At 39.1% G+C, this 20,865-nt stretch carries 13 protein-coding genes; 3 read left to right on the top strand and 10 right to left on the bottom strand.

Annotation, left to right across the window (positions count from 1 at the left end; translation table 11 throughout):
- Position 1: 1 nt before the first annotated feature.
- The 9 genes from ACTB00_RS02055 to ACTB00_RS02015 all read right to left on the bottom strand — a co-directional run bounded on the left by ACTB00_RS02055 (position 2) and on the right by ACTB00_RS02015 (position 15,310).
- Positions 2-1,126 (bottom strand): glycoside hydrolase family protein, encoded by a 1,125-nt coding sequence (locus tag ACTB00_RS02055; protein ID WP_463298288.1) that lies wholly within the window; start codon positions 1,124-1,126, stop codon positions 2-4.
- A gap of 37 nt (positions 1,127-1,163) precedes the next feature.
- Positions 1,164-3,962, bottom strand: coding sequence for a family 78 glycoside hydrolase catalytic domain (locus ACTB00_RS02050; RefSeq protein ID WP_463298287.1), 2,799 nt, complete (start codon positions 3,960-3,962; stop codon positions 1,164-1,166).
- A gap of 427 nt (positions 3,963-4,389) precedes the next feature.
- The gene (locus ACTB00_RS02045; protein WP_463298286.1) at positions 4,390-5,178 is read right to left on the bottom strand and encodes an SGNH/GDSL hydrolase family protein; all 789 of its coding nucleotides are present in this window, start codon (positions 5,176-5,178) and stop codon (positions 4,390-4,392) included.
- A gap of 53 nt (positions 5,179-5,231) precedes the next feature.
- Positions 5,232-6,341: an alpha-L-fucosidase gene (locus ACTB00_RS02040; protein ID WP_463298285.1), complete on the bottom strand. Its 1,110-nt coding sequence runs from the start codon at positions 6,339-6,341 to the stop codon at positions 5,232-5,234.
- Between the two features lie 85 nt (positions 6,342-6,426).
- On the bottom strand, positions 6,427-7,959 hold the full coding sequence (locus tag ACTB00_RS02035) for a RagB/SusD family nutrient uptake outer membrane protein (protein WP_463298284.1): 1,533 nt from the start codon (positions 7,957-7,959) through the stop codon (positions 6,427-6,429).
- Positions 7,960-7,971: 12 nt separating this feature from the next.
- The gene (locus ACTB00_RS02030; protein ID WP_463298283.1) at positions 7,972-11,154 is read right to left on the bottom strand and encodes a TonB-dependent receptor; all 3,183 of its coding nucleotides are present in this window, start codon (positions 11,152-11,154) and stop codon (positions 7,972-7,974) included.
- A 163-nt stretch (positions 11,155-11,317) separates the two neighbouring features.
- Positions 11,318-12,313, bottom strand: coding sequence for a FecR family protein (locus ACTB00_RS02025; RefSeq protein WP_463298282.1), 996 nt, complete (start codon positions 12,311-12,313; stop codon positions 11,318-11,320).
- Between the two features lie 258 nt (positions 12,314-12,571).
- Complete coding sequence (locus tag ACTB00_RS02020) at positions 12,572-13,153, bottom strand: RNA polymerase sigma factor (RefSeq protein ID WP_463298281.1); 582 nt, start codon at positions 13,151-13,153, stop codon at positions 12,572-12,574.
- 258 nt (positions 13,154-13,411) lie between these two features.
- Entirely contained in the window at positions 13,412-15,310 is a 1,899-nt protein-coding gene (locus ACTB00_RS02015) for an ATP-binding protein (protein WP_463298280.1), read from the bottom strand.
- Positions 15,311-15,527: 217 nt separating this feature from the next.
- Here ACTB00_RS02015 and rocD point away from each other — a divergent pair, with 217 nt between their 5' ends.
- Complete coding sequence (rocD, locus tag ACTB00_RS02010; RefSeq protein ID WP_463298279.1) at positions 15,528-16,751, top strand: ornithine--oxo-acid transaminase; 1,224 nt, start codon at positions 15,528-15,530, stop codon at positions 16,749-16,751.
- A gap of 537 nt (positions 16,752-17,288) precedes the next feature.
- On the opposite strand, the gene ACTB00_RS02005 is transcribed toward rocD, so the two are convergent.
- Entirely contained in the window at positions 17,289-18,572 is a 1,284-nt protein-coding gene (locus ACTB00_RS02005; protein WP_463298278.1) for a M64 family metallopeptidase, read from the bottom strand.
- Between the two features lie 67 nt (positions 18,573-18,639).
- Between ACTB00_RS02005 and ACTB00_RS02000 the strand changes: the two genes are divergently transcribed.
- Together ACTB00_RS02000 and ACTB00_RS01995 are read left to right on the top strand one after the other, a co-directional pair.
- Positions 18,640-19,911, top strand: a complete 1,272-nt coding sequence (locus ACTB00_RS02000) for a mechanosensitive ion channel family protein (RefSeq protein WP_463298277.1) — start codon at positions 18,640-18,642, stop codon at positions 19,909-19,911.
- 227 nt (positions 19,912-20,138) lie between these two features.
- Positions 20,139-20,618, top strand: coding sequence for an Lrp/AsnC family transcriptional regulator (locus ACTB00_RS01995; RefSeq protein ID WP_321285553.1), 480 nt, complete (start codon positions 20,139-20,141; stop codon positions 20,616-20,618).
- Positions 20,619-20,865: the final 247 nt, after the last annotated feature.

Here is a 20,865-nt window from a genome sequence, read left to right as displayed (position 1 = left end):
TTTATTTGATCTCCGATTCTTCGGCTGAGTTAAATATCATTTCACTTTTACCAATATCTTTTGAAGTGGCTAATGCAATCCCGCGGTTTCCCAATTTATCCACCGCATTGTAAAAGTGGTAGACAATCCCATCATGCTTAATAACGTAGGCTTTGTGTGCAAACAGATTGTCGTATTCTTCTGATGGTTCAATCAAATGAGGGCCTTTCCATTCCGTCCAATTCATTAAATCGTACGAACAGGCAAAACTGTTATAAACAACCGTTTTTCCGTCGGGCCAATAAGCTCTGAAATAAAACAACACGTAAATGTCGTCAATTTTCTGAATCACCGCATCTCCGGTGATTCCTTTGTGGTGATTCAAAATTGGCTCCTCACTAAAGCGTTTCCAGTTTACCATATCGTCCGAAACAGCCATACTAATGCGTTCAGCTCCGCGGGCAGGATTAACACTATCGCCGCGGGCATTGTAATACATCACAAAAGGATGCCCGGTAAGCTTTCCTTTATCTTCAATCACAAAACTTTTATAAATGGTGCTATTGTCGTACCAATGAGCAGCAGAATCGGTTGGCATCATTACCGGCTTGTCTAAACGTTGCCAATCGTGCAAAGTGGCAGGATCCTGATCCGTATAAGCCATCCCGATTGAGAGTATGCCTTTTTCGTAGCCGGTAGAATTTCCACCAAAATAACTCATCCAATATTTACCATCATATGAATTGATGGAATAATCACCACCCCACTCATAGTCGATTAATGAAGGATAACCGGCTTTTTGGTTAACATCCCAATCGGTCGTATCAGAAAATTGCATGATTTTACCTTGCTCTTTCCAATGAATCAAATCGTCGCTATTAGCCAAATGGGTTTCATAGCCACGGCCATCAAAAACAATGTAGGTCATTACCCACTGGTTATTTTTTCTGAAAATAGTCGGGCAATCCATTTTGTACGAATTGCTATCAGGTACCAATACCAATCCGTATTTAAAAGGTGTTTTCACTTCCTCGTAAACCGCCTGCATTCTCTCTTCGGAAACGGTTTTAGGCAACTCCTTTTTCGTCGAAGAGCAAGCTCCCCAAAAGAGACCTGCTAAAATTATAATGACTAATTCTTTTTTCATTCTTCTGTTCTTGTATATCCGTTTTACTTTAAAAGTCCTATTTGCCATGCTGAACCGTAAACTTATAAACGCCGGAACCGATTTCGTAAACCATTCGATTCCCCTCTTCTCCCAAATACTTATAGGTTCGGTCGCTTCCAGAAACATCACTTCCATTCTTCACTTTTACTTCTCCACTAAATGGTAGGTAAATTTTCGCGGTTGTGTTGAAAGGAATTTCAACATTCAAGATAAACTGATCGGCTTTTTTCTCCCAATTGCTTTGAATTGTTCCGTAGGGAGACTCATACGAAGCTTTCACAAAATCAATATCTTCAACGATCTCAGGATGAATCACAACGTGCTTATAGCCCACCGATTGATCATTCTGACGAATTCCGCCCAGCCCTTTGTAAAACCATTCCATAAGATGCCCCAGCATCAAGTGGTTCATCGATTTTGAAGGCAGAGCCATCCATGATTCAGTCAGAGCTGTTGCTCCCTTTTTCAACTGGTAGCCATATCCGGGAACATCATCGCGGTTATTCATCTCAAAAAGCAATTCCGAAGCTCCATATTTGGTTAAAGCATCTACTAAATAATGAAAACCAATATCTCCCGCAGTAATCTCGTTATTATTCGAATGAATTGAATCGATCAGGTTTTGTAAAACCTGTTGCTCATCTCCTGCAGGTACCATTCCCAAACTTAAAGGCATGGCCATGGCTGTTTGACTTCCTGTCGAATAAAGCTTCGTTTCAGTTGTGTAAAACTTCTGATTGAAAGCTTCTTTAATATTTTCAGCCAGCGAATGATACTTTTCCACTTCTTCGTTTTTATTGAGTACTTCGGCCATTTGAGCCATTTGCCTCGCCGCATAAAAATAAGTCGCCGTAGCCACCAACGGAACTGGCGTTAGCTGCGCAAACCCCGGAGGATTTGATCCAATATCATACCAGTCACCTAATCCGTGCGACAAGGTATAATCAGATGACTTGCTCTCCAGATAGCTCATATAATCTGCCATCATTGGCCAGGCATCTTCCATAACCGACGGATCAGCATACCACTTGTAAATCTTCCATGGAACAACAACAGAAGCAACACCCCAGCTTGGAGAATCGCTAAAATCGGTATCGTAATAATCGAAATTAATATATTCGGGAACAATATTGGGGACCAGACCAGCTTCGGTCTGTGCATCCTTCATATTTCGAATTAAGCTCTTATACAAATGATAAATATTGAAATTGAAATGTACGCTCTCTCCCATCAGGTAAGTCTGCTCGATCCAGCCAAGCTTTTCGCGTGTAGGGCAGTCGGTCGAAACGCTTTGTGAATTGCTTTTAATGGCCCAATTTATCAAGTCGAAAGTTTGATTCATCAACTCGTTGGAACATTCAAATTGTCCGGTTTGGGGCATTGAGTTGCGGGTATGCAAAGATTTCAATTTTATAATCTCAGGCAAATTACCGGTTTCTTTTTCATCGTTTTCAGGTGATGCCCCGGTAACCTGCACATAGCGGAAGCCATAATAGGTGAAACGCGGCTGCCAGCTTTCTGCTTCGCCACCATTCAGTGTATATGTATAAAAATACGGCGAACCGGAACCTCGCTGATCAATAAAGCCATCTTCCTTTAAAACTTCACCCGGCCGAAGCTGCACTTGTTGGCCTTTCTCTCCTTTTATTTTTAACGAAACAATACCGGATACATTTTGCCCGAAATCGTAAATCCAAACACTATCGTTTAGTTGATTAACAGCAACCGGATCAAAGGTCTCCATTACCCGAATCGGATGATTATTATCAGCAGTCAATTTGCCTGATGGCGCTTTCACTAACTGCACCGGCTTCCAGTCTTCGGCATCAAAACCTGCCAGATTCCAACCATTTTCTGCCAAGCGGGCATCGTAATCTTCGCCACCATAAATACTCGAAAAAGTAATTGCCGACGGCTTGGTCATCCAGCTTTTGTCCGAAACAATCGTTTGTGTTTCTCCATTTTTATAGTTGATCAACAACTCACAGATCATCTTTGGGAAACCATAAGCGATAACCAATTTTCGGTAACGCTCGCGATTGTTATATAAAAAGCCATTGCCAACAATCACACCGATAGCATTTTCTCCCTGATTAAGCTGCGAACTAACATCGTAAGTATTGTAAAGTACCGTCTCATCATAATGAGTCCAACCAGGTGTCAGAAAATCGTTGCCTACTTTATCTCCATTAATTGAAGCTTCGTATTGTCCCAATCCTGAAATAAATAAAGTAGCTGATTCTATTTCATTCGTCAGGTCAAACTCCTTACGAAATAAAGGAACAACAGCCCTTTCTTCCACTTTATTTTTCGAAAGATTTCCATAACCTGTTACTCCTTCAACCACACGTTTTGATGAGTCCATCTCTTCAAAGCCAATCCATTGAGCATTTTCCCAATCAGAATCGGATAGCAAACCCATTTGCCAACTAGCGATCTCACTCCAATCGGATTCGTTGCCATGATTATCCCAAACCTTGACCTTCCAATAGTATTTTTTTGCTGACTCGAGCTGCTCTCCAGCGTAAGAAACGTTTATAGATTGATCGGACTGTAGCTTGCCCGAATCCCATAAATTTCCAGCATTATTAGCAAGTTGCTCGCGACTATCTGCAACCAAAATCTGATAAGCAAACTGACCTGCCCCGCTCAGTTGTGATTCAACCACCCAACTGAGTACTGGATATTTTGCCTCAATCCCAGTCGGATGCTCCACCTTATTGCAAAGAATAGCTGCTACTTTAAGTTTGGCATGCTCTTTACTGCAACTATAAAAAATGCTAAATATGAGCAAAATAAAAATTAGGCGTTTCATTGGTTTGTTTTTATTATCAATCTCGTTTTTCAAGTGAACCTATCATTAAAACAGCTCTATTTTTTTTATGATTTAAAGTGAAATAAATTACTCTTTGAAACATCATCCAAATACTTAAAATCATAAAAAGAGAATTTCCGGTTGAAAAGCATGCCACACAGCCGTGATATTCATTTCAGATAATCTCCTAACTTTTAATCGATTAATGATAACGTTTACACTTTCTATATTACTGTTTTAATGGACTTTAATATTACAAAAATTACCAGATATTTGAAAACGTTATAACGCCATTAAGTCATGAAGTCCAATCTCCAACTTCATCCTAAAACACTAAAACTCTATCCTTCAAACAAATAGATTCCGAAAGTATCTCAAGGAACACTTTTGGCTCACCTTCGAGCCTATTTCAAGCCCAAATTATGGGCTAAAAATAGGAGTAGTTTTTCATAAAAGTTAAGCTCGAACTGACTTGTTTTATCCACTCCCGGGCCATTAGCTCGTGCCCAAAAACAGTTGGATGAATGCCATCCCAAATCCAGTAGTCGATCGGGGCTAAATCTGCTGCCTGCTCAAATACCTGAGCGAAATCAACAATTATAGCATCAAAATCATTGGCAATTTTTCTAACAATTTCAGTGCGTGCCAATGTTTCGCTCTTCCACCACTCCCAATTTTCCTTTCGGGCACCAACAGGAAAAACAAACGGAATACCCAGTACAAAAAGAATATCGGGATTGGCTTGTTTTGACATAGTCAATAATTTTCGATAGCCCTCCTCAAATTCGCTTAAATCCTTGGCACTAGGATTTTTTTCAACAACTGCAGCAACGTCATTAATTCCGACTAAAAGACTGAGCACATCGGGCTTGAGATTCAGCGTATCTTCCTGCCAACGCTTCTCCAAATCAGGGACTTTATTGCCGCTAATTCCTCGGTTATAAAATGAAAAGCCCGCCTGAGGGAAATCGGCACCAATCCGACTTGCAATAGAAAAAGCATAGCCATGACCCATGATATGGTTGGGATCGTTATTGCGTCCCCGATTGCCATCGGTAATAGAATCTCCCTGAAATAAAAAGGTCAGGTCTTTTTCTGTTTCTGGAATTTCATTTGTCCTGTTGGCAAAAGTATCTGAAGCAGTAAAGCCAGTCATTGCGCCGGCAATACCCGCTGTTTGCAGAAATCTTCGTCGAGTAAAGTTTTGAGGATTCATAAATTTATTGTTGAGGTCAGACTCATTTTGTACATTAAAAAAGCGGATTAAAATTAAAAAGTTTCTACGATTTTATCATATTTCATTTTAGCACGAACTAACACATCCACCATCTTTTGAGGAATCTGACCTGTTTGATCAGGAGGAACATTCAATAAAAAATTTGATCCTCTTTCTTTAGCAATCAATCGCATTCCCAAGATTTCGTCTGCCGAGCGAATCTGATTATTTTCCTTCCAAAACCAGGTATAACAAATTGTATCGCAAACTTCTCCGGGGATATAATAATCCTGATCGTTTCCCAAATAATCCTTCACCACATACCAGGGGTTATAGCCGTCACGCGAAGGCGGCAAACCCCGCTCCATGGACACCAAATCAGTTGGCCAGGAATAGTCGGTTTTGATTTGATGCCCTTTCCCTACTCCACCATTCATCATCACGAACGTATCAGGTTGCAGTTGTGTAATTAGCTCATATTGTTTAACCCGGTTTTCATAACTGAGCATTCCAGGGATATCAATCCACACCTCGGCAAACGGGCCATAGTTAGTCATCAATTCCTCAACCTGATTGAATTGAAACTCACAATATTCTGAAGTTGTAAACTTACTTTCCCATGGAACATTGGATGGCGTTGCCGACCCGAACAAATGATGATTATCCCACGAACAATAATAAAAACCAGGTTTGATATCATATTTCTGGCAAGCGGAAATAAAAGCTTCCATCACATCCGTTTTATTTCCGGAATTTCCAACATGATAGTCAGTATATTTGCTAGGCCAAAGACAATGACCCGATACGTGTTTGGCAGTCAAAACAATGTATTTCATACCAGCATCTCTGGCAACCTTCACCCATTGGTCGACATCCAGTTCGTTAGGATTATAGAGTGAGCAAGGATCTTTCCCTGAGCCCAACTCCTCACCAGAAAAAGTACTCATTCCGAAATGGATAAACATACCATATTCCTGTTCGGTCCATTTCTTTAACTGGCTAACTGGTAACCGTTGCACACCAGTTTTTTGAATATTTTCAGAAACATTTTCAGAAACAAAAGGAGTAGCAGTTGATGCGAAACCATTCATTCCAATTCCTGCCATTGCAGAAGCCATTGCAGATTTCTTGATAAAATCACGACGATTAAATTGATCAGGCATATGGATCTTAGTTAGGTTAATTATAAGATTAAAAAATAGAGGCTCAATAATCCTTGAGCCTCTATTTTTGCATAAATATTACCAACTAGTAACCCGCATTTTGGGTTAGGTTCGGATTGGCATTCATCTGTGATTGTGGAATTGGAAATATATTTCTGGTGTCAGGATCATCACTATCCTTGAAGGTCCATCTCCCTTTGGTGAATTTATCAAACCGAACCTGATCATTTCGTCTCCATCCTTCTCCCGCAAATTCCCATCCGCGTTCAGCTAATAAAGCGTCCATAGTTAATGTGGCCGTTGTATAAAGCTTACCAGAAGGATCGTCAAAAGCACGGCTTCTTACCGCATTTACCAGCTCAACAGCTTCAGCAGTAGCATTACCGCCATTTTTACGCATCAACGCTTCTGCTTTCATCAAAAGAACATCAGCATAACGTATTACGGCATAGTCGCAGGATACGGTATAGTTCTTAGCTCCGGTATAATCATACTTGGCTAAACGCGCACCTTCGTCCTCAAATGAACCTTCTAACGAGGTTAAATCAATACTAAAAGATAATGGCTTACCAGCCAACTCTTGATTGCAAACCAATTGTTCTCCTGTTAACGCATACTGTGGACCAACTAACCAAGCATTTCTTCTAACATCGGTCTCATCATAAGACCTATAAAAAGAGGGCATAGCACAGAAACCGTTCCAGCCTCCAGCTTCCATATTAAATGTCTTATTGGAGTTAAAATGAAGAGTCCAATATTGAAATTGATTCATATAATCCCAACTTGTTGTATAAACATCATCAAACGGAATCACAAAAATGTTTTCAGGAGAGCCTTGATTCTCAATAGCAAAATTTGAAAAATACTCGGAAGCCAACGAATAATTACCTGAACTGATAATGGCATCGCAGGCCGAAATACATTCATCAAGCATAGGAGTACCTGTATATATTTCGGCATTCAAGTACAATTTTGCCAAAATAGCCTGAGCTGCATAATAATGCATACGCCCATATGAAGTCATGTCTGTTTTTTTACTTAACACATCCAGACTGTTCTCCAAATCGGATTTAACAAAATCAAAAACTTCTTGTCGTGTATTGTTCGCAGGCGCATAGCCCTCAGGGACATCAAATTGATCAACAATAGGAATATTTCCAAATTGATCCAAACCCATAAAATAAGCGAACGCCCGAATGGCACGTAATTCATCCATAATACTGATCAAAGCATCACTTTTGTTTTCAATTAAATCAAATTGATATAGAATCCGGTTACAATTTGAAGCAGTATTATATACAGACCTCCAGGCCGAATTGAAAAGATCCATTTCCGAAGTCCAGGTATGCAATGCCATTCTTCGGTACATACCGCCATTGTCCCAATGGATACCTCTTGTAGGCAGCACCGCTTCATCGGTACAGAGACTATTAACCCCCCATGTTCCATAAACTTGTACAAATCTGCGGAGTTCGTTATACGCGGGACCAGCTGCCGCCAGAACCTGCTTATCGGTCTGATAAAATTTATCGGTAACAATGGTATCGTACACCTCTTCGTCAAGATTTGTACACGACCACAGTCCAAATAGTGCAAATAATATGATTAATTTTTTCATGATTCGTGTGTTTTAAAATTTAAGGTTAAAACCAATGGTATAAGTTCTTGTACTTGGATAGTCACCTCTGGAATCTACTCCCGGTTCCAATCCTCCGATTGAACCTTCAGGGTCAATTCCTTTGTACCCGGTTATCACCAACAAGTTTGTTCCTGTGAAGAATATTCGTCCTGATTTTAACCATTTTGAACTTTGCAATGGAATATTGTATCCGATAGTCAAGTTATCCAATTTCACAAAATCACCATTCTCAAGGTAGAAATCAGAGAAGTTTTGCGTATCCCAAATTTCAGAATCCATTGCTGATTTCATAATATTTAAAGGAAGCATGATTGGATTTTCGTAGAAAATCCGTTTGTGATTGATGATTTGGTGCCCAAACATACCGCGGAACATCAAGGACATATCCCAACTTTTGTAGCGGAACGTATTGGTTAACCCGGCGTAGAAATCCGGAATTCCATTTCCAATGTCTGTCCGGTCTTCAACCGTAATACCATCAACACCATCCGTATCTTTAAAAATCCATTTACCATCGTCTGTTAACCCCTGATAAACGAATCCATGGATATTACCAATTGAACCACCTTCATAATAACGGTGTGTCCATGCAGAAACTCCCGGAGAGCCAATCTCACCTACATTTCGGTATTCCAAAGAATAATACTGGTTAGAAAGAGACAACAATTTATTTTTTCGGTAATCGAAATTGAAATCTACATTCCATTGAAAATTTCTACTTTGAACAGGAATCGCACTGATTGTAAATTCTAATCCAGAATTACGCATTGAACCAACATTGGCCATGGTCTCTTCATACAAGTTTGGAGGAACCGGCACATCGTACAAGTGTAAAAGATCCTTGGTGTCGCGCACATAATAATCAACCGTACCACCCACTCGTCCTTGATTTACAGACCAGTCAATACCGAAGTTATATTCATGCTTGGTTTCCCATTTCAGATTCGGATTTGGGTTACTGTCAGGCCCATAGCCCGGAATAAACTCTCCATTATAGAAGAAATAACCAGCTTCAGCCATTCTGGACAGCGACAAATAAGGATCAATCCCCTGATTACCTGTGACTCCGTATCCGGCACGAATCTTCAATAAGTCAAAGTTCGAATCATCCAAAAAACCTTCTTGAGTTAAATCCCAAGCTCCGGATATTGCGGGAAACGTACCCCACTTATTGTTGACTCCAAACTTAGAAGAGCCCTCACGACGAACACTGCCCGATAAGAAATATTTTCCTTTGTAATTATAGGCTGCGCGAGCGAAGAAACCAACCAACTTGTTTTCTGATTTGTAGGAGCCCATATCAGCACTACCATCCTTTAGTTTGGTTCCAGACCCCAAGTTGTTATACAATAGATCATCCGAGATAAAATTTGTGTTTTCTGCATCAAATCCTTCATCAACAAACGACTGAAACGAATAACCAGCAGTTGCACTAATTGTATGCTCATCAAAGGACCAGTTAAAGTCGACTGTGGTTTCTAAGGTTTTGGTATCCCTTGCAATCGCCTCTCGACTTGCCGTACCCGAAGTTCCTGCAGTCTCCTGCGTAAATGCATAACTGGGTTCATAATAACCATTTAACGAACGATACTTTTGAATTCCGCCAACAACACCAGCTTTCAACCAATCTGTCAGATAAAGCTCAGCTCCCAGATTCGCAAATAAAGTTGAAGAACCATCTTCGCGAGTTCTTTCAGTTAATTGACCAACCGGATTTTCATATTGCCATCCGGCTATCTCGAATAAACTACCGTCATCATTGTAAACAGGCTCTGTGGGATTCCGTTTGATCGCCTGACGGAACGCATCGTAGTTTACAGGATTTGAAGTACGATCTGACAAACCAAGTTGAACGGTTAATTGCAACTTATCATTTAACGCCATTTGCCGTAAATTCATATTGGCACGATATTCTTCCATTTCTGAATTCAGCATCACACCTTCCTGATCTGTGTAATATAATGACAAGCGGTAAGTCGTTTTATCCGCTCCACCACTCATCGATAAATGCTGAACGTGACTGAAAGGAGAGCGAGTAATTTCATCAAACCAATCCGTATCATAACCATGATCAATCATGCCACTCGCAACTTCGGGATGAGATGACTGTAGCCTGGTTTTCATTTCACGATATTCATCTCCATTCAAAACTTCAACTTGTTTTAATATAGACTGAGTTGTAAATCTGGATGAATACTCGACTTGAACATTTCCTTGCTTCCCTCTTTTGGTCGTAATCAAAATAACTCCATTCGTTCCGCGCGTACCATAAATTGCCGCTGCCGATCCATCTTTCAAAATATCCATTGATGCAATATCCTCTGGAGCAATAGCGTTCAAATCCCCCCCCGGAATACCATCAACAACAACCAAAGGTTCCTGATCTGCACTAATACTTGAAGACCCACGCAAGCGAATTTCAAAACCGCTAGTTGGGTCGCCACCATTTGTGCGGGTGATACTCAATCCGGCTACTTTACCCTGAATTAACTGCATCGCATCAGAGGAAGCAATTTGATTAAAATCATCTGCTTTCACTGAAGCAACAGAACCGGTTAATTCTCTCTTTTTTACGGTACCATAACCAATAGCAACAACTTCTTCCAAACCGATGGTTTCCTCCTCAAGGCTAACATCGATTGATTTCCGTCCATCAACAGGAATTTGAGTGGTTCGCATTCCGACAAATGAATAGGTTAATGTTCCAGCTGACGGCACCTCTGAAATAGAATAACGACCATCGATATCCGAAATCGTTCCATTCATAGTTCCTGCAATTGTAACGGTCACCCCGGGGATTGGCTCACCCGAAAGACTCGTAACTCTACCAGACACTGTTAGCAGCTCTTGCCCGGTTGCATTTGGATTAGTCAGATTTTGATCTGTAATAACAATGTAATGACTAATGAATTCATACTTTAAACTTGAAGGCTTCAAAATAAGATCTAGAATTTCTTCTACGGTCTTATTTTCAACATTAAGATCAATCTTTTCAAGAATATCCAGGTTGTTGCTGTTGTATGCAATTTGATAATCCGTTTGGTTTTCAATTGCATTAAAAACATCCAGAATTGTAGCCTGAGACATATTCATCGTGACAGTACTCACTTGTGAATATGACTGAGAGGCAAAAGTCATAAGTCCGGAAAAAATCAGGATCAATAATAGTTTCATAACTCTTAAGAACTTTGAGTAATGGAGAAATCGATCCCCAAACCCATTGGTTTTACATTTTTTCATAAATTTGTTTAGTTTTTCGTTAAACTTAAGGTTTACACGTAAAGATGGCGGGTAGTGTATGTTGGCGCAGAACTACCCGCTTACTTTTTAAAATAGCTTAGCTTTTCATTTTCGGTTTGATATATATTTTTTGTTTGTTTATGTGATAGTTTATATTCATTGTCTTTTCGATAATCTGCATTAACCGATCAATGCTTTCTCCTTCTCGTAATTCAACCGTCAGTCTTTTATGGTCATACAGTTTTTCATCATAAATAATTTCGACATCGTACCAGCGTTCAATTTTCTTAACGAGATTACTAAATGTATCATCTCTGAAAACCAATCGGTTATTCTTCCACCCAACAATTTCTTCAGAATTAAACCCTGATTTTGACACCGACTTTTGGCTACCGGAAATATTGACAAGTTCTCCCGGATGGACATCAATCTCATCACGATTATCTATCAACAATTTGATTTTCCCGGATAAAAGCGCCGTTTCAACCTGACTTTCATCATAATAGGCCTTTACATTAAACGTTGTACCCAGCACCTTAACAGCCACGTTTTTAGCATTTACGATAAAGGGAGCATTGGCATTATGGGCAACCTCAAAATAAGCCTCCCCATCCAGAAAAACTTCTCTTTTGCCACTTCCAAACTTCACTGGATATTTTAATCGCGTTCCAGAGTTCAACCAGATATGCGTGTTATCGGGCAATACAATTTCTGATTTTTGACCATTTGGCACGATGGCCTCTGCATATTGAAGATTAGAATCTACTCGCGATAGAACGAGGTAGGCTGATACTAAAACAAGAGGTAGAATAAGGATTGCGGCTATTTTTTGTAGTTGTTTAACCCATTTCCGATCCCAGAAAATTTTCTGATTCCGTGTTTGATACGCTTGGTTAACCTGGCCAATTATATCAGAAAATGAAGTATTGGACTCAACTTCATCTGCAAGATCCCAGTAGTCATGCATCCAAATATCAATCACCTGACTATTTCGGGGATCTTCCAACACCCTTTTAAGCACCTTCAATTCCTGTGTTGAAAGGAAATCGTCTTGGATAAATCTTTTTAACAGAGACAAGGTTTGATCGCTCATAGATTCGATAGTTTGTATTCAATACGAAAGCAAACTCTGTTTCCGTGAAGCCAAATCAAAAAAAATAAAGAAAATTCTTAAAGCTGACTATCCTCGTGGTTCTACAACGAAGTAGCGCGCCAACTCTATTTCAACCCAACAGCCTAAAATCGGATGTTCCCTATTTCACGCCTCCGTCAGTCGGAAGACTGACAGCTTCCCCGATTTTCAGGAAAGAAAAGATGAAATCCGGAAACTGATCTTCAAAGAATTATTTGATTAGAAAATTATCAGCAGAATGTTATTGCGAACTATCTTTAACTCTTCTCTCAAAAATTTCAACGCCTTACGAATTTGGGTGTCTACTGTATTTTCTGAGATTTCCAGCTTTTCTGCGATCTGTCTGTAGGTCAAGCCTCCGAATCTACTCAGTTCGAAAATCTCCTTCCGGCGTTCCGGCAATTGATGAATCAACTCACTTATTTTTCTCTCTAATCCCAATTGTTCATCTGTATTATCAGACTGCTCCCTAATATTCAGGTCGGCAATCAGGTTGTTGCCCATAAAATAAATACGGCGATTTACAGAAGACTTCAGTTGATCAATGATTTCATTTTTGGCGATCGTATACAAGAATGCAGAAAATGACTTGTCAATAGACAACTTTTCTTTTTGAAGCCAAACCTTAATAAACACTTTTTGAACGATGTCGTCTGCATCAATTTGAGAGGGGGCAAACTTGAGTACAAAACCTTTAACTTTGTTTTTGTATTTATAAAAAAGGACTTCAAAGGCAAAATGGTCTTGATTTATCAATCTCTTTACCAGTTCAATCTCGCTATGAAGTTCGAGTTTTTTCAAGGAGTAAGTTTTAGTTATGGCTTTGCTCAAATATAACCATTTCATTGGTTGTAAGCTCACGGACCTATTTAATATTTTCGGTTTCGCTTCTATCACAAATTGTTAAAGACTCGAAACATGACACTAAATTATTCACACTACTTACTTCGCATCATGTAAAATAAAAACGAGCGAAAAGATATGGAAACTTTGAAGAAGTCATCTTCAAGAAGTTTCAACTTTAAAGCTACAAACTGCCGATAAAAGATAGTAACTAACTTAAGGCTTGCCTTTAACAACTGGAATTGAAAACCGAAATATTGCTCCTTTTCCTTCCTCGCTTTCAACCCAAATAACTCCCTTGTTCTTTTCGATAAATTCACGACATATCATCAATCCTAAACCACTACCAGTTTCACCCGAAGTTCCTGCCGACGTTGAATAGTTCTGACTATCAAAAATATTGCGCTGAACTTCCTCTGTCATCCCAACCCCTTGATCGGACACTGAAAACTGGATATTTCCACCAATCTGTTTACCCTCTATACGAATAGTAGTTTCAGGATAAGAAAACTTGATCGCATTAAAAACTAAGTTACGAATGACTGTTGCAATCATATCTTTATCGCCATAAATCTTCAATTCGTCATCCATATCAACTTCAACAACCAGAGATTTCTTCAATAGATTTGGGGCTGCCAAATTTAAAATACTATCAACGACTTCCTTCAGTTTAAAATTGGTATTGTATACTTTGATCATATTGGTCTGCGACCGAGTCCAGTGTAGCAGGTTCTCCAATAATGAGAATCCTTGCTCGGTTGCATTATTTAAGTCGATAATAATCCGTTTGAGATCATCTCGGCTAAAGGAATCAAATTGTTCGCGCAACAGGCTGGTAAAACTAATTAAAGCATTAAACGGATTTCGCAGGTCGTGAGCTATAATGGAGAAAAAACGGTCTTTTGACAAGTTTAGTTTTTTCAACTCCTGAGTTTTATCGTGCAGCTCGCGGGCCAGTGCTCGTTCTTTTCGCAACAGGAAAAACAAGATGGACAGAAAAATAACAACCAGCAAAATAATTAAATACAAATAGTTCTGAATACTTCTGGAGTTTACCAAAAGTTTTTCCTGCTGTTCATTTTTCTTTTGAAGCTCCAATATTTCACGCTGCTTTTTTTCAAATTGGTATTGAGTTTCCAGCTTTCGGATTTTAAGTTCTTGTTTCTCTCCTATCAAACTATCATACACCGTATTGTATTGATCGTAATACTCAAAAGCATTTTTGTAATCCCCAATCTCTTCGTAATAAATAGAAAGGTTGCCGTAAATATCACCAGTGAAATCATACATGTTCAATTCGGATGCTATTTTTAATGCAGTTTTAAAATTTTCCACCGATTTCGGGTAATCTTTAAGATCCAGATAAATCAAACCAATATTGTTTTTTGCAATCGCAACCCCTGCCCGATCTCCGGATTCCTCATACAATTCCAGCGCTTGTAGATAAAAACTTAAGCTTTCATCGTAGTTTTCAAGATCGTATTCAAGCGTTCCCAGATTATTAACAACATTCACCATCGAAAGGCTGTCATTCAACTCTTTGGCTAGCTCAAAAGCCAGATTATTATATTCTCTTGACCGCTCGTATTGTTTGAGATTCTGATAACTAATTCCCAAATTGATATATGAAAAAACCAATCCCTCTTTGTTATTCGCTAAACTGTCTATAAAATATGATTCACGGTAAAATTCAAGAGCGCGCTCGAAATCTTCCAGCTCATCAAAAATCATCCCCAGGTTATTATAAACTATAGACTTTTGTCTTACGTTCGGTTTGTGATCCAGAATATTTAGTGCCTTGTAAAAATAGTCCGTACTATTTTCATAGTTTCCAATATTGAAATCAGCCAACCCAAGGTAATTGTAGATTTTTACTTGTAGTGAATCATTTCCAGCTGATTCGGCACTGTCCAAAGCTTCATTCAGACAAGTAACCACAAAGTCATAATAGATAATGGAATCAAGGTATTGGTCACTAAAATCAAGCAATGCATCTACCCTATTTTTTTCACCCGCTGCAATAATTGTTTTCAGAGAATCTGTACTAACAGAATACCCACTGACAATCCCTCCTCCTATAAAAAACAGAAATAATAGAATCAGTTTAAACTTCATAACGAACGTCAGATTAGTCCGGTTTAGCTGCAAATATAAGATAAAAGAATATAGAATGTTAAAAATTGAAAGTTGAAACTTCACATGAAAAAAAATGTGTAACTAAAAAATAGTTTTATCACCCCATAAGATTTTATTTAACAGCCTAAATTTCTTTGAAATACAAGAGATAATCCGTAATTCTGTTATGAAAAATAACCCATTAATTACTACGATTATGGAAACTCGTTCTACTCAATCCTTCATTGATCGTGAAGCACGTTATGGAGCCCACAATTATCATCCACTACCTGCAGTGCTGGAACGCGGCGAAGGCATCTATGTTTGGGATGTTGACGGCAACCGATATCTGGATTTCCTGGCCGCTTACTCAGCAGTTAACCAAGGACATTGCCACCCCAAAATTGTTGAAGCACTCACCCAACAAGCACAAAAACTAGCTTTAACCTCACGGGCTTTTTACAACGATGTATTAGGCGAATGGGAAGAATACATGTGCAAGCTTTTTGGTTACGACAAAATGCTGCCGATGAATTCCGGAGCCGAAGCCGATGAAACCGCACTGAAACTTATTCGAAAGTGGGCCTATAAAGTGAAAGGAGTCCCAAAAAGCGAAGCTAAAATTGTAGTATGTAACGGGAATTTCCACGGGCGAACAATCACCATTATCTCCATGTCTTCGGATCCCGATGCTTATAGTGATTACGGACCGTACACTCCCGGCTTTATCAACATCCCCTACAACAACACCGATGCACTTGAACAGGCTTTGCAAGATCGGAATGTTGCCGGATTTTTAGTTGAACCTATTCAGGCTGAAGCGGGCGTTTATGTTCCTGAAGATGGTTTCCTGAAAAAAGCAGCTGATTTATGTAAAAAACACAATGTTTTATTTGTTGCCGACGAAGTACAAACCGGCTTGGCCAGAACAGGCCGAATGCTGGCCTGCGATCATGAGAATGTTCGACCCGATATCCTGATACTCGGGAAAGCCATCTCCGGGGGTATGTTTCCGGTGTCCTGCGTGCTGGCTGATGACGAGATTATGCTCACCATCAAACCCGGCGAACATGGATCAACCTACGGAGGTAACCCGATTGCGGGGAAAGTAGCCATGGCAGCACTGGATGTTATTCAGGATGAAAAGCTAGCCGAAAACGCTGAAAAAATGGGACGACTTTTTCGAAGTGAGATGCAAGCGGTTGATTCGGAAATGATTGAAGTAGTAAGAGGGAAAGGACTACTCAACGCCATCGCCATAAAGCCAATGGAAGGCAAAACAGCCTGGGATATGTGTTTAGCGATGAAAGAAAATGGATTATTGGCCAAACCAACCCACGAACATATTATCCGGTTTACCCCGCCATTAATCATTAACGAAACTCAAATGATGGAGGCCATCAATCGGATTAAAGAGACATTTAACACTTTTGGTTTTTAGAATGTCAACTAAGGTGAAAGGAGTCAGGTTTCTGGTTCCTTTCACCTTAACAAAAATGAGGACTAACATTTCATGTTAATCCTCATTCATCGAGTTATTCTTACTCAAAACGACCTATCGTTTTGCCTTTTTCTCTCTCTTTTCTGCCTTCTTTTCTTTTGGAGTTTTCAGTGGCTCCTTTTTTGCAGTTTTTTTAGCGTCATGTGATTTTGCCATAATGTTCCATTTTAGCTTTATTAAATTGAAATAAGCTCATTCAATTGCAAAATTACATCTTTATATGATCGGTTGTACAGATCGACATCGTTAAAATCTGAAAAGGTGAGCATTTTCTTCATTCTGAGGAAACTTGGAATAACAAGAAGTTCGGCAAAATAAGAAAGCGCATGAATTATTAATATACGCGCTTTTAAGCCTTTTTCTTCTCTACTGGTAACTCAGCGGAATTACGATCAATCCAAAAACGACTAAAACCTGTTCGAATCAATACAGCAGAACGCTAAAAATTCTGTTCTCAATATTATCCTCTTATACTTATTATTGGCAGTGCCATTCAATTACTTTTTCGATCGATTGTTGGCAAACCGGGCAAAACCCTTTGGCTTCATTGGTTTTCATACGACAGTCCATCATGGGGCTATAAATTCCCTTTGCCAGATAGCCACCACCTTCAAAAACACCCACTAGTTTGCTATTGGCACTATTCCTAGGAGTTGGTTGTGGCGTGCCTTCTTGAATCAAATCCGTCCATTTTGATTGAAAATCAACCAAAGTCGTAATATTCGGCTCCCAAGGTTCTAGCTCCAAATTATAATAATCAGCATAAGCTACATCTGAAGTATAATACTCGTCAGCTAATCCGGCAAAGCCATGTCCGAATTCATGAATAAATACAATTTCGGATAAACTATCGTCAACTGAAGTCAGTGACAGATAGTTGTAAAATCCACCACCTCCATATCTATCGGTATTTACCAACACGTAAATATGATCATATGGGACTACAGCTGCGGCATCGTGAATTGCAAGCATATCTTGTGAAGTCAGGTAGCGCGGTGTATCAAAGGTGTAAAAATTGGAGTTGAAAGCTGTATTCTTATAAATGTGTTCGCCTGGCACATCAGTTCCAGATTCATCAGACGAAACCTCAACAGCATAAACATTAAAATCGTCTTTATGCTTACTAAACGGAGCAGCAGAAAACAAAGCATCGGTCATTCGCCTGGCATCGGCCTCAAATTTATCCATTTCTTCTGAAGTATAACCTTCCGACAAAATAACCAGATCAACCTTTTTTTCGGGCTTCCCGCTATCGATAATTTTTTCAGACTTCAGATTTCTCGGATTTTCATTCAAAATAAAATAGTTTTCGGGATCTATATCAGTCGAATAAACGCTTACAAATTCTCCTTCCCAGTTTCGCTCTTCGACAACAAAAGAGCACGTTTTTTTAGGAAATGGTAAAATAGCCACCTGGTAAAAACTACGCTTTTGTTTTTTTGCCTCATCTGTGGTTTGCCACTCTTGAAAAATGGGACAGAATCCTTTTGAAAAAATTAACTCGTTCGACTCTTTGTCGAAAAGCTGATACCGATAAGTTCCAAAATCAAATTCGTCAATTAAATTAAAATGCGAACCGCCATAATTAGGCTCCTTCTTTAACTGTTCCAGAATAACTTCAGCCGTATCAGCCGTTCCGGTCAATAAGTAATCAATACGCAAGGTCTTGTTTATAAAATAGTCCGAAAACTGAGGTTTCGCCAATAAAACCCCGGATGTAAAAACAATCAACAAGCTGATAAGCATCCATTTCCTAATCATAACAAAATCATTAATTTTAGCGTCTAAATTAGGAACAAATTAATTAGAATAAATTGATATTCGTCAGATGAACTACTTACTAGATCTTTTTAGAACAATTTTATCAGACTTAAGTGTCCCTGAGAACAGTGCGAATCACATTTCAATTTTTGCATGCCTCCTTGTTTTGGCGTTGGTTTCGTACCTTGCTCAGTGGATAACCAGAATAGCACTAGCTAAGATTGTTCACCAGTTTGTTCAAAAAACAAAAACCCAGTGGGATGATTTTCTGGTTCAGCGAAAAGTATTTAGTGCTTTGGCTCATCTTTCATCTGCACTCATTATCTATTACGCTTCTGGTTTTTCTGATAGTGAATTAGTTAACAAGCTACTTTATGGTTTTTCACGAATTTACTTTATCGGAATCTTTACCTTCTTCACAATACGAATTGGTAATGCTGGCAACGACATCTACCAAACTACTCCATATGCTATCAACCGTCCAATCAAAGGATATATCCAGCTGTTTCAGATATTGATCTTTTGTATCGCAATCATCTTTGTCATTTCAGTACTTATTGACAAAACCCCCCTCTACCTGCTTGGTGGATTGGGAGCCATCGCGGCCGTATTGCTGTTAGTTTTCAAGGATACAATCCTAAGCCTTGTAGCTAGTATTCAGCTGTCGGCCAACAAAATGCTGAAACCCGGCGACTGGATTGCCATGCCAAGCCACAATGCTGACGGAACGGTAATTGACATCAGCTTAAATACAGTAAAAGTCCAGAACTGGGATAAAACGATTACAACCATTCCGACCTATGCATTAGTGTCCGAATCGTTCAATAACTGGATTGGCATGGAGGAATCGGGGGGTCGCCGAATTAAACGATCAGTAAACCTGGATATGCGCAGTGTCCGTTTTTGCGATAAAGCGACACTCGAAAAATTAAGTCATTTTTATTTACTGAAAGATTACCTGGAAGAGCGAGAAAAAGAGATCAAAGCGTTCAATAAAAATCTTAAAATAGAAGATGGTGACGTATACAATGGACGCAGGCAAACCAACCTTGGAATTTTCCGACGTTACCTTGAAAACTATCTTCGGCAACATCCGATGATTCATCAGGAGCTGACCTTCCTTGTTCGTCATTTACAACCATCAGAAAAAGGATTACCACTGGAGTTTTATGTTTTCAGCAAGGATCAGAATTGGGCTAAGTACGAAGCTATTCAGGCTGATATCATGGATCACATTTTAGCGATACTACCCGAATTCGGACTCCGTGTTTTTCAAAATCCAAGTGGTTACGACATATCAGACTACATCAGTCAACCCAACGGCACTTCAAAAAAATAGCGAGTAAATGAGTCCGAAAATGATATTGCATAAGAAAGTATCAATTAGAATATGAAAAAAATAATATACTTTTGCCGACCTAAATTTGAACCAACTTATTACTCATACATTACAAGTATCTGCTTATAAATTATTACTAAAGACTTAAAAAGTTACCCGATTATTTATAATTTATTGGTTTTTTATATCTTTAACTTTTAATTTCAAAGTTGAAAAATACAATCAGAATGAATAAAGAAAATACAAATCCGCTACCACAAATAGATGAATTAGATGAAAAAATTCTGCGGCTTATTACTAAGAATGCCCGTATTCCATTTTTGGAAGTTGCCCGGGAATGTGGTGTCTCCGGAGCTGCTATTCATCAGCGCGTACAAAGGCTTCTAAATTTAGGGGTTGTTTCCGGTAGTGAATTCATTGTTAATCCATCAAAATTGGGTTACAACACCTGTGCATACATGGGATTATTCCTTGAGAAAGCAAAATTCCATGCTTCGGTAGTAGAAGCGTTAAGTAAAATCCCGGAAATTGTAGAGTGCCACTACACAACGGGGTCGTATGCTATTTTTGTAAAAATTCAAACAAAAACCAACAATGATCTGAAACGAATTATTGATGAAGAAATGCAGGACATTGAGGGTATCGCCCGGACAGAGACATTCATCTCGCTAGAAATGGAATTTAAACGACAAGTACCAATCAAATAAATCAAATAGAAGCAAGCAATTACCAAACCATATAGAAACGCCTCATTTTGGGGCGTTTTTTTATGTCCATCGTTTTGACCTGCAAACTGCCCTCCTGAATATTCCTCCGATTCGCCACTCTCTAAAAGCCACTTATTTAAAACCTTCTATCCAGAATGGAAAAGAACAATTAATGCTGATAAGAGAAATTTGTTCTCAATTTTATTTTATTTAGTCCATGACAAACACTCAGTGTATGCAGAAAGAA

The organism is Sunxiuqinia sp. (assembly GCF_055140945.1).
Note: the sequence above shows the minus strand (reverse complement) of the source record. Positions and strands in the feature narration are given on the sequence as shown.

What these genes read in the sequence shown, in the direction of transcription:
- ACTB00_RS02035 (WP_463298284.1), bottom strand. Translation starts at nt 7,959, where the DNA reads ATGAAAAAATTAATCATATTATTTGCACTATTTGGACTGTGGTCGTGT.
- ACTB00_RS02040 (WP_463298285.1), bottom strand. Translation starts at nt 6,341, where the DNA reads ATGCCTGATCAATTTAATCGTCGTGATTTTATCAAGAAATCTGCAATG.
- ACTB00_RS02055 (WP_463298288.1), bottom strand. Translation starts at nt 1,126, where the DNA reads ATGAAAAAAGAATTAGTCATTATAATTTTAGCAGGTCTCTTTTGGGGA.
- ACTB00_RS02005 (WP_463298278.1), bottom strand. Translation starts at nt 18,572, where the DNA reads ATGATTAGGAAATGGATGCTTATCAGCTTGTTGATTGTTTTTACATCC.
- ACTB00_RS02015 (WP_463298280.1), bottom strand. Translation starts at nt 15,310, where the DNA reads ATGAAGTTTAAACTGATTCTATTATTTCTGTTTTTTATAGGAGGAGGG.
- ACTB00_RS02000 (WP_463298277.1), top strand. Translation starts at nt 18,640, where the DNA reads ATGAACTACTTACTAGATCTTTTTAGAACAATTTTATCAGACTTAAGT.
- ACTB00_RS02025 (WP_463298282.1), bottom strand. Translation starts at nt 12,313, where the DNA reads ATGAGCGATCAAACCTTGTCTCTGTTAAAAAGATTTATCCAAGACGAT.
- ACTB00_RS02030 (WP_463298283.1), bottom strand. Translation starts at nt 11,154, where the DNA reads ATGAAACTATTATTGATCCTGATTTTTTCCGGACTTATGACTTTTGCC.
- ACTB00_RS01995 (WP_321285553.1), top strand. Translation starts at nt 20,139, where the DNA reads ATGAATAAAGAAAATACAAATCCGCTACCACAAATAGATGAATTAGAT.
- rocD (WP_463298279.1), top strand. Translation starts at nt 15,528, where the DNA reads ATGGAAACTCGTTCTACTCAATCCTTCATTGATCGTGAAGCACGTTAT.
- ACTB00_RS02050 (WP_463298287.1), bottom strand. Translation starts at nt 3,962, where the DNA reads ATGAAACGCCTAATTTTTATTTTGCTCATATTTAGCATTTTTTATAGT.
- ACTB00_RS02045 (WP_463298286.1), bottom strand. Translation starts at nt 5,178, where the DNA reads ATGAATCCTCAAAACTTTACTCGACGAAGATTTCTGCAAACAGCGGGT.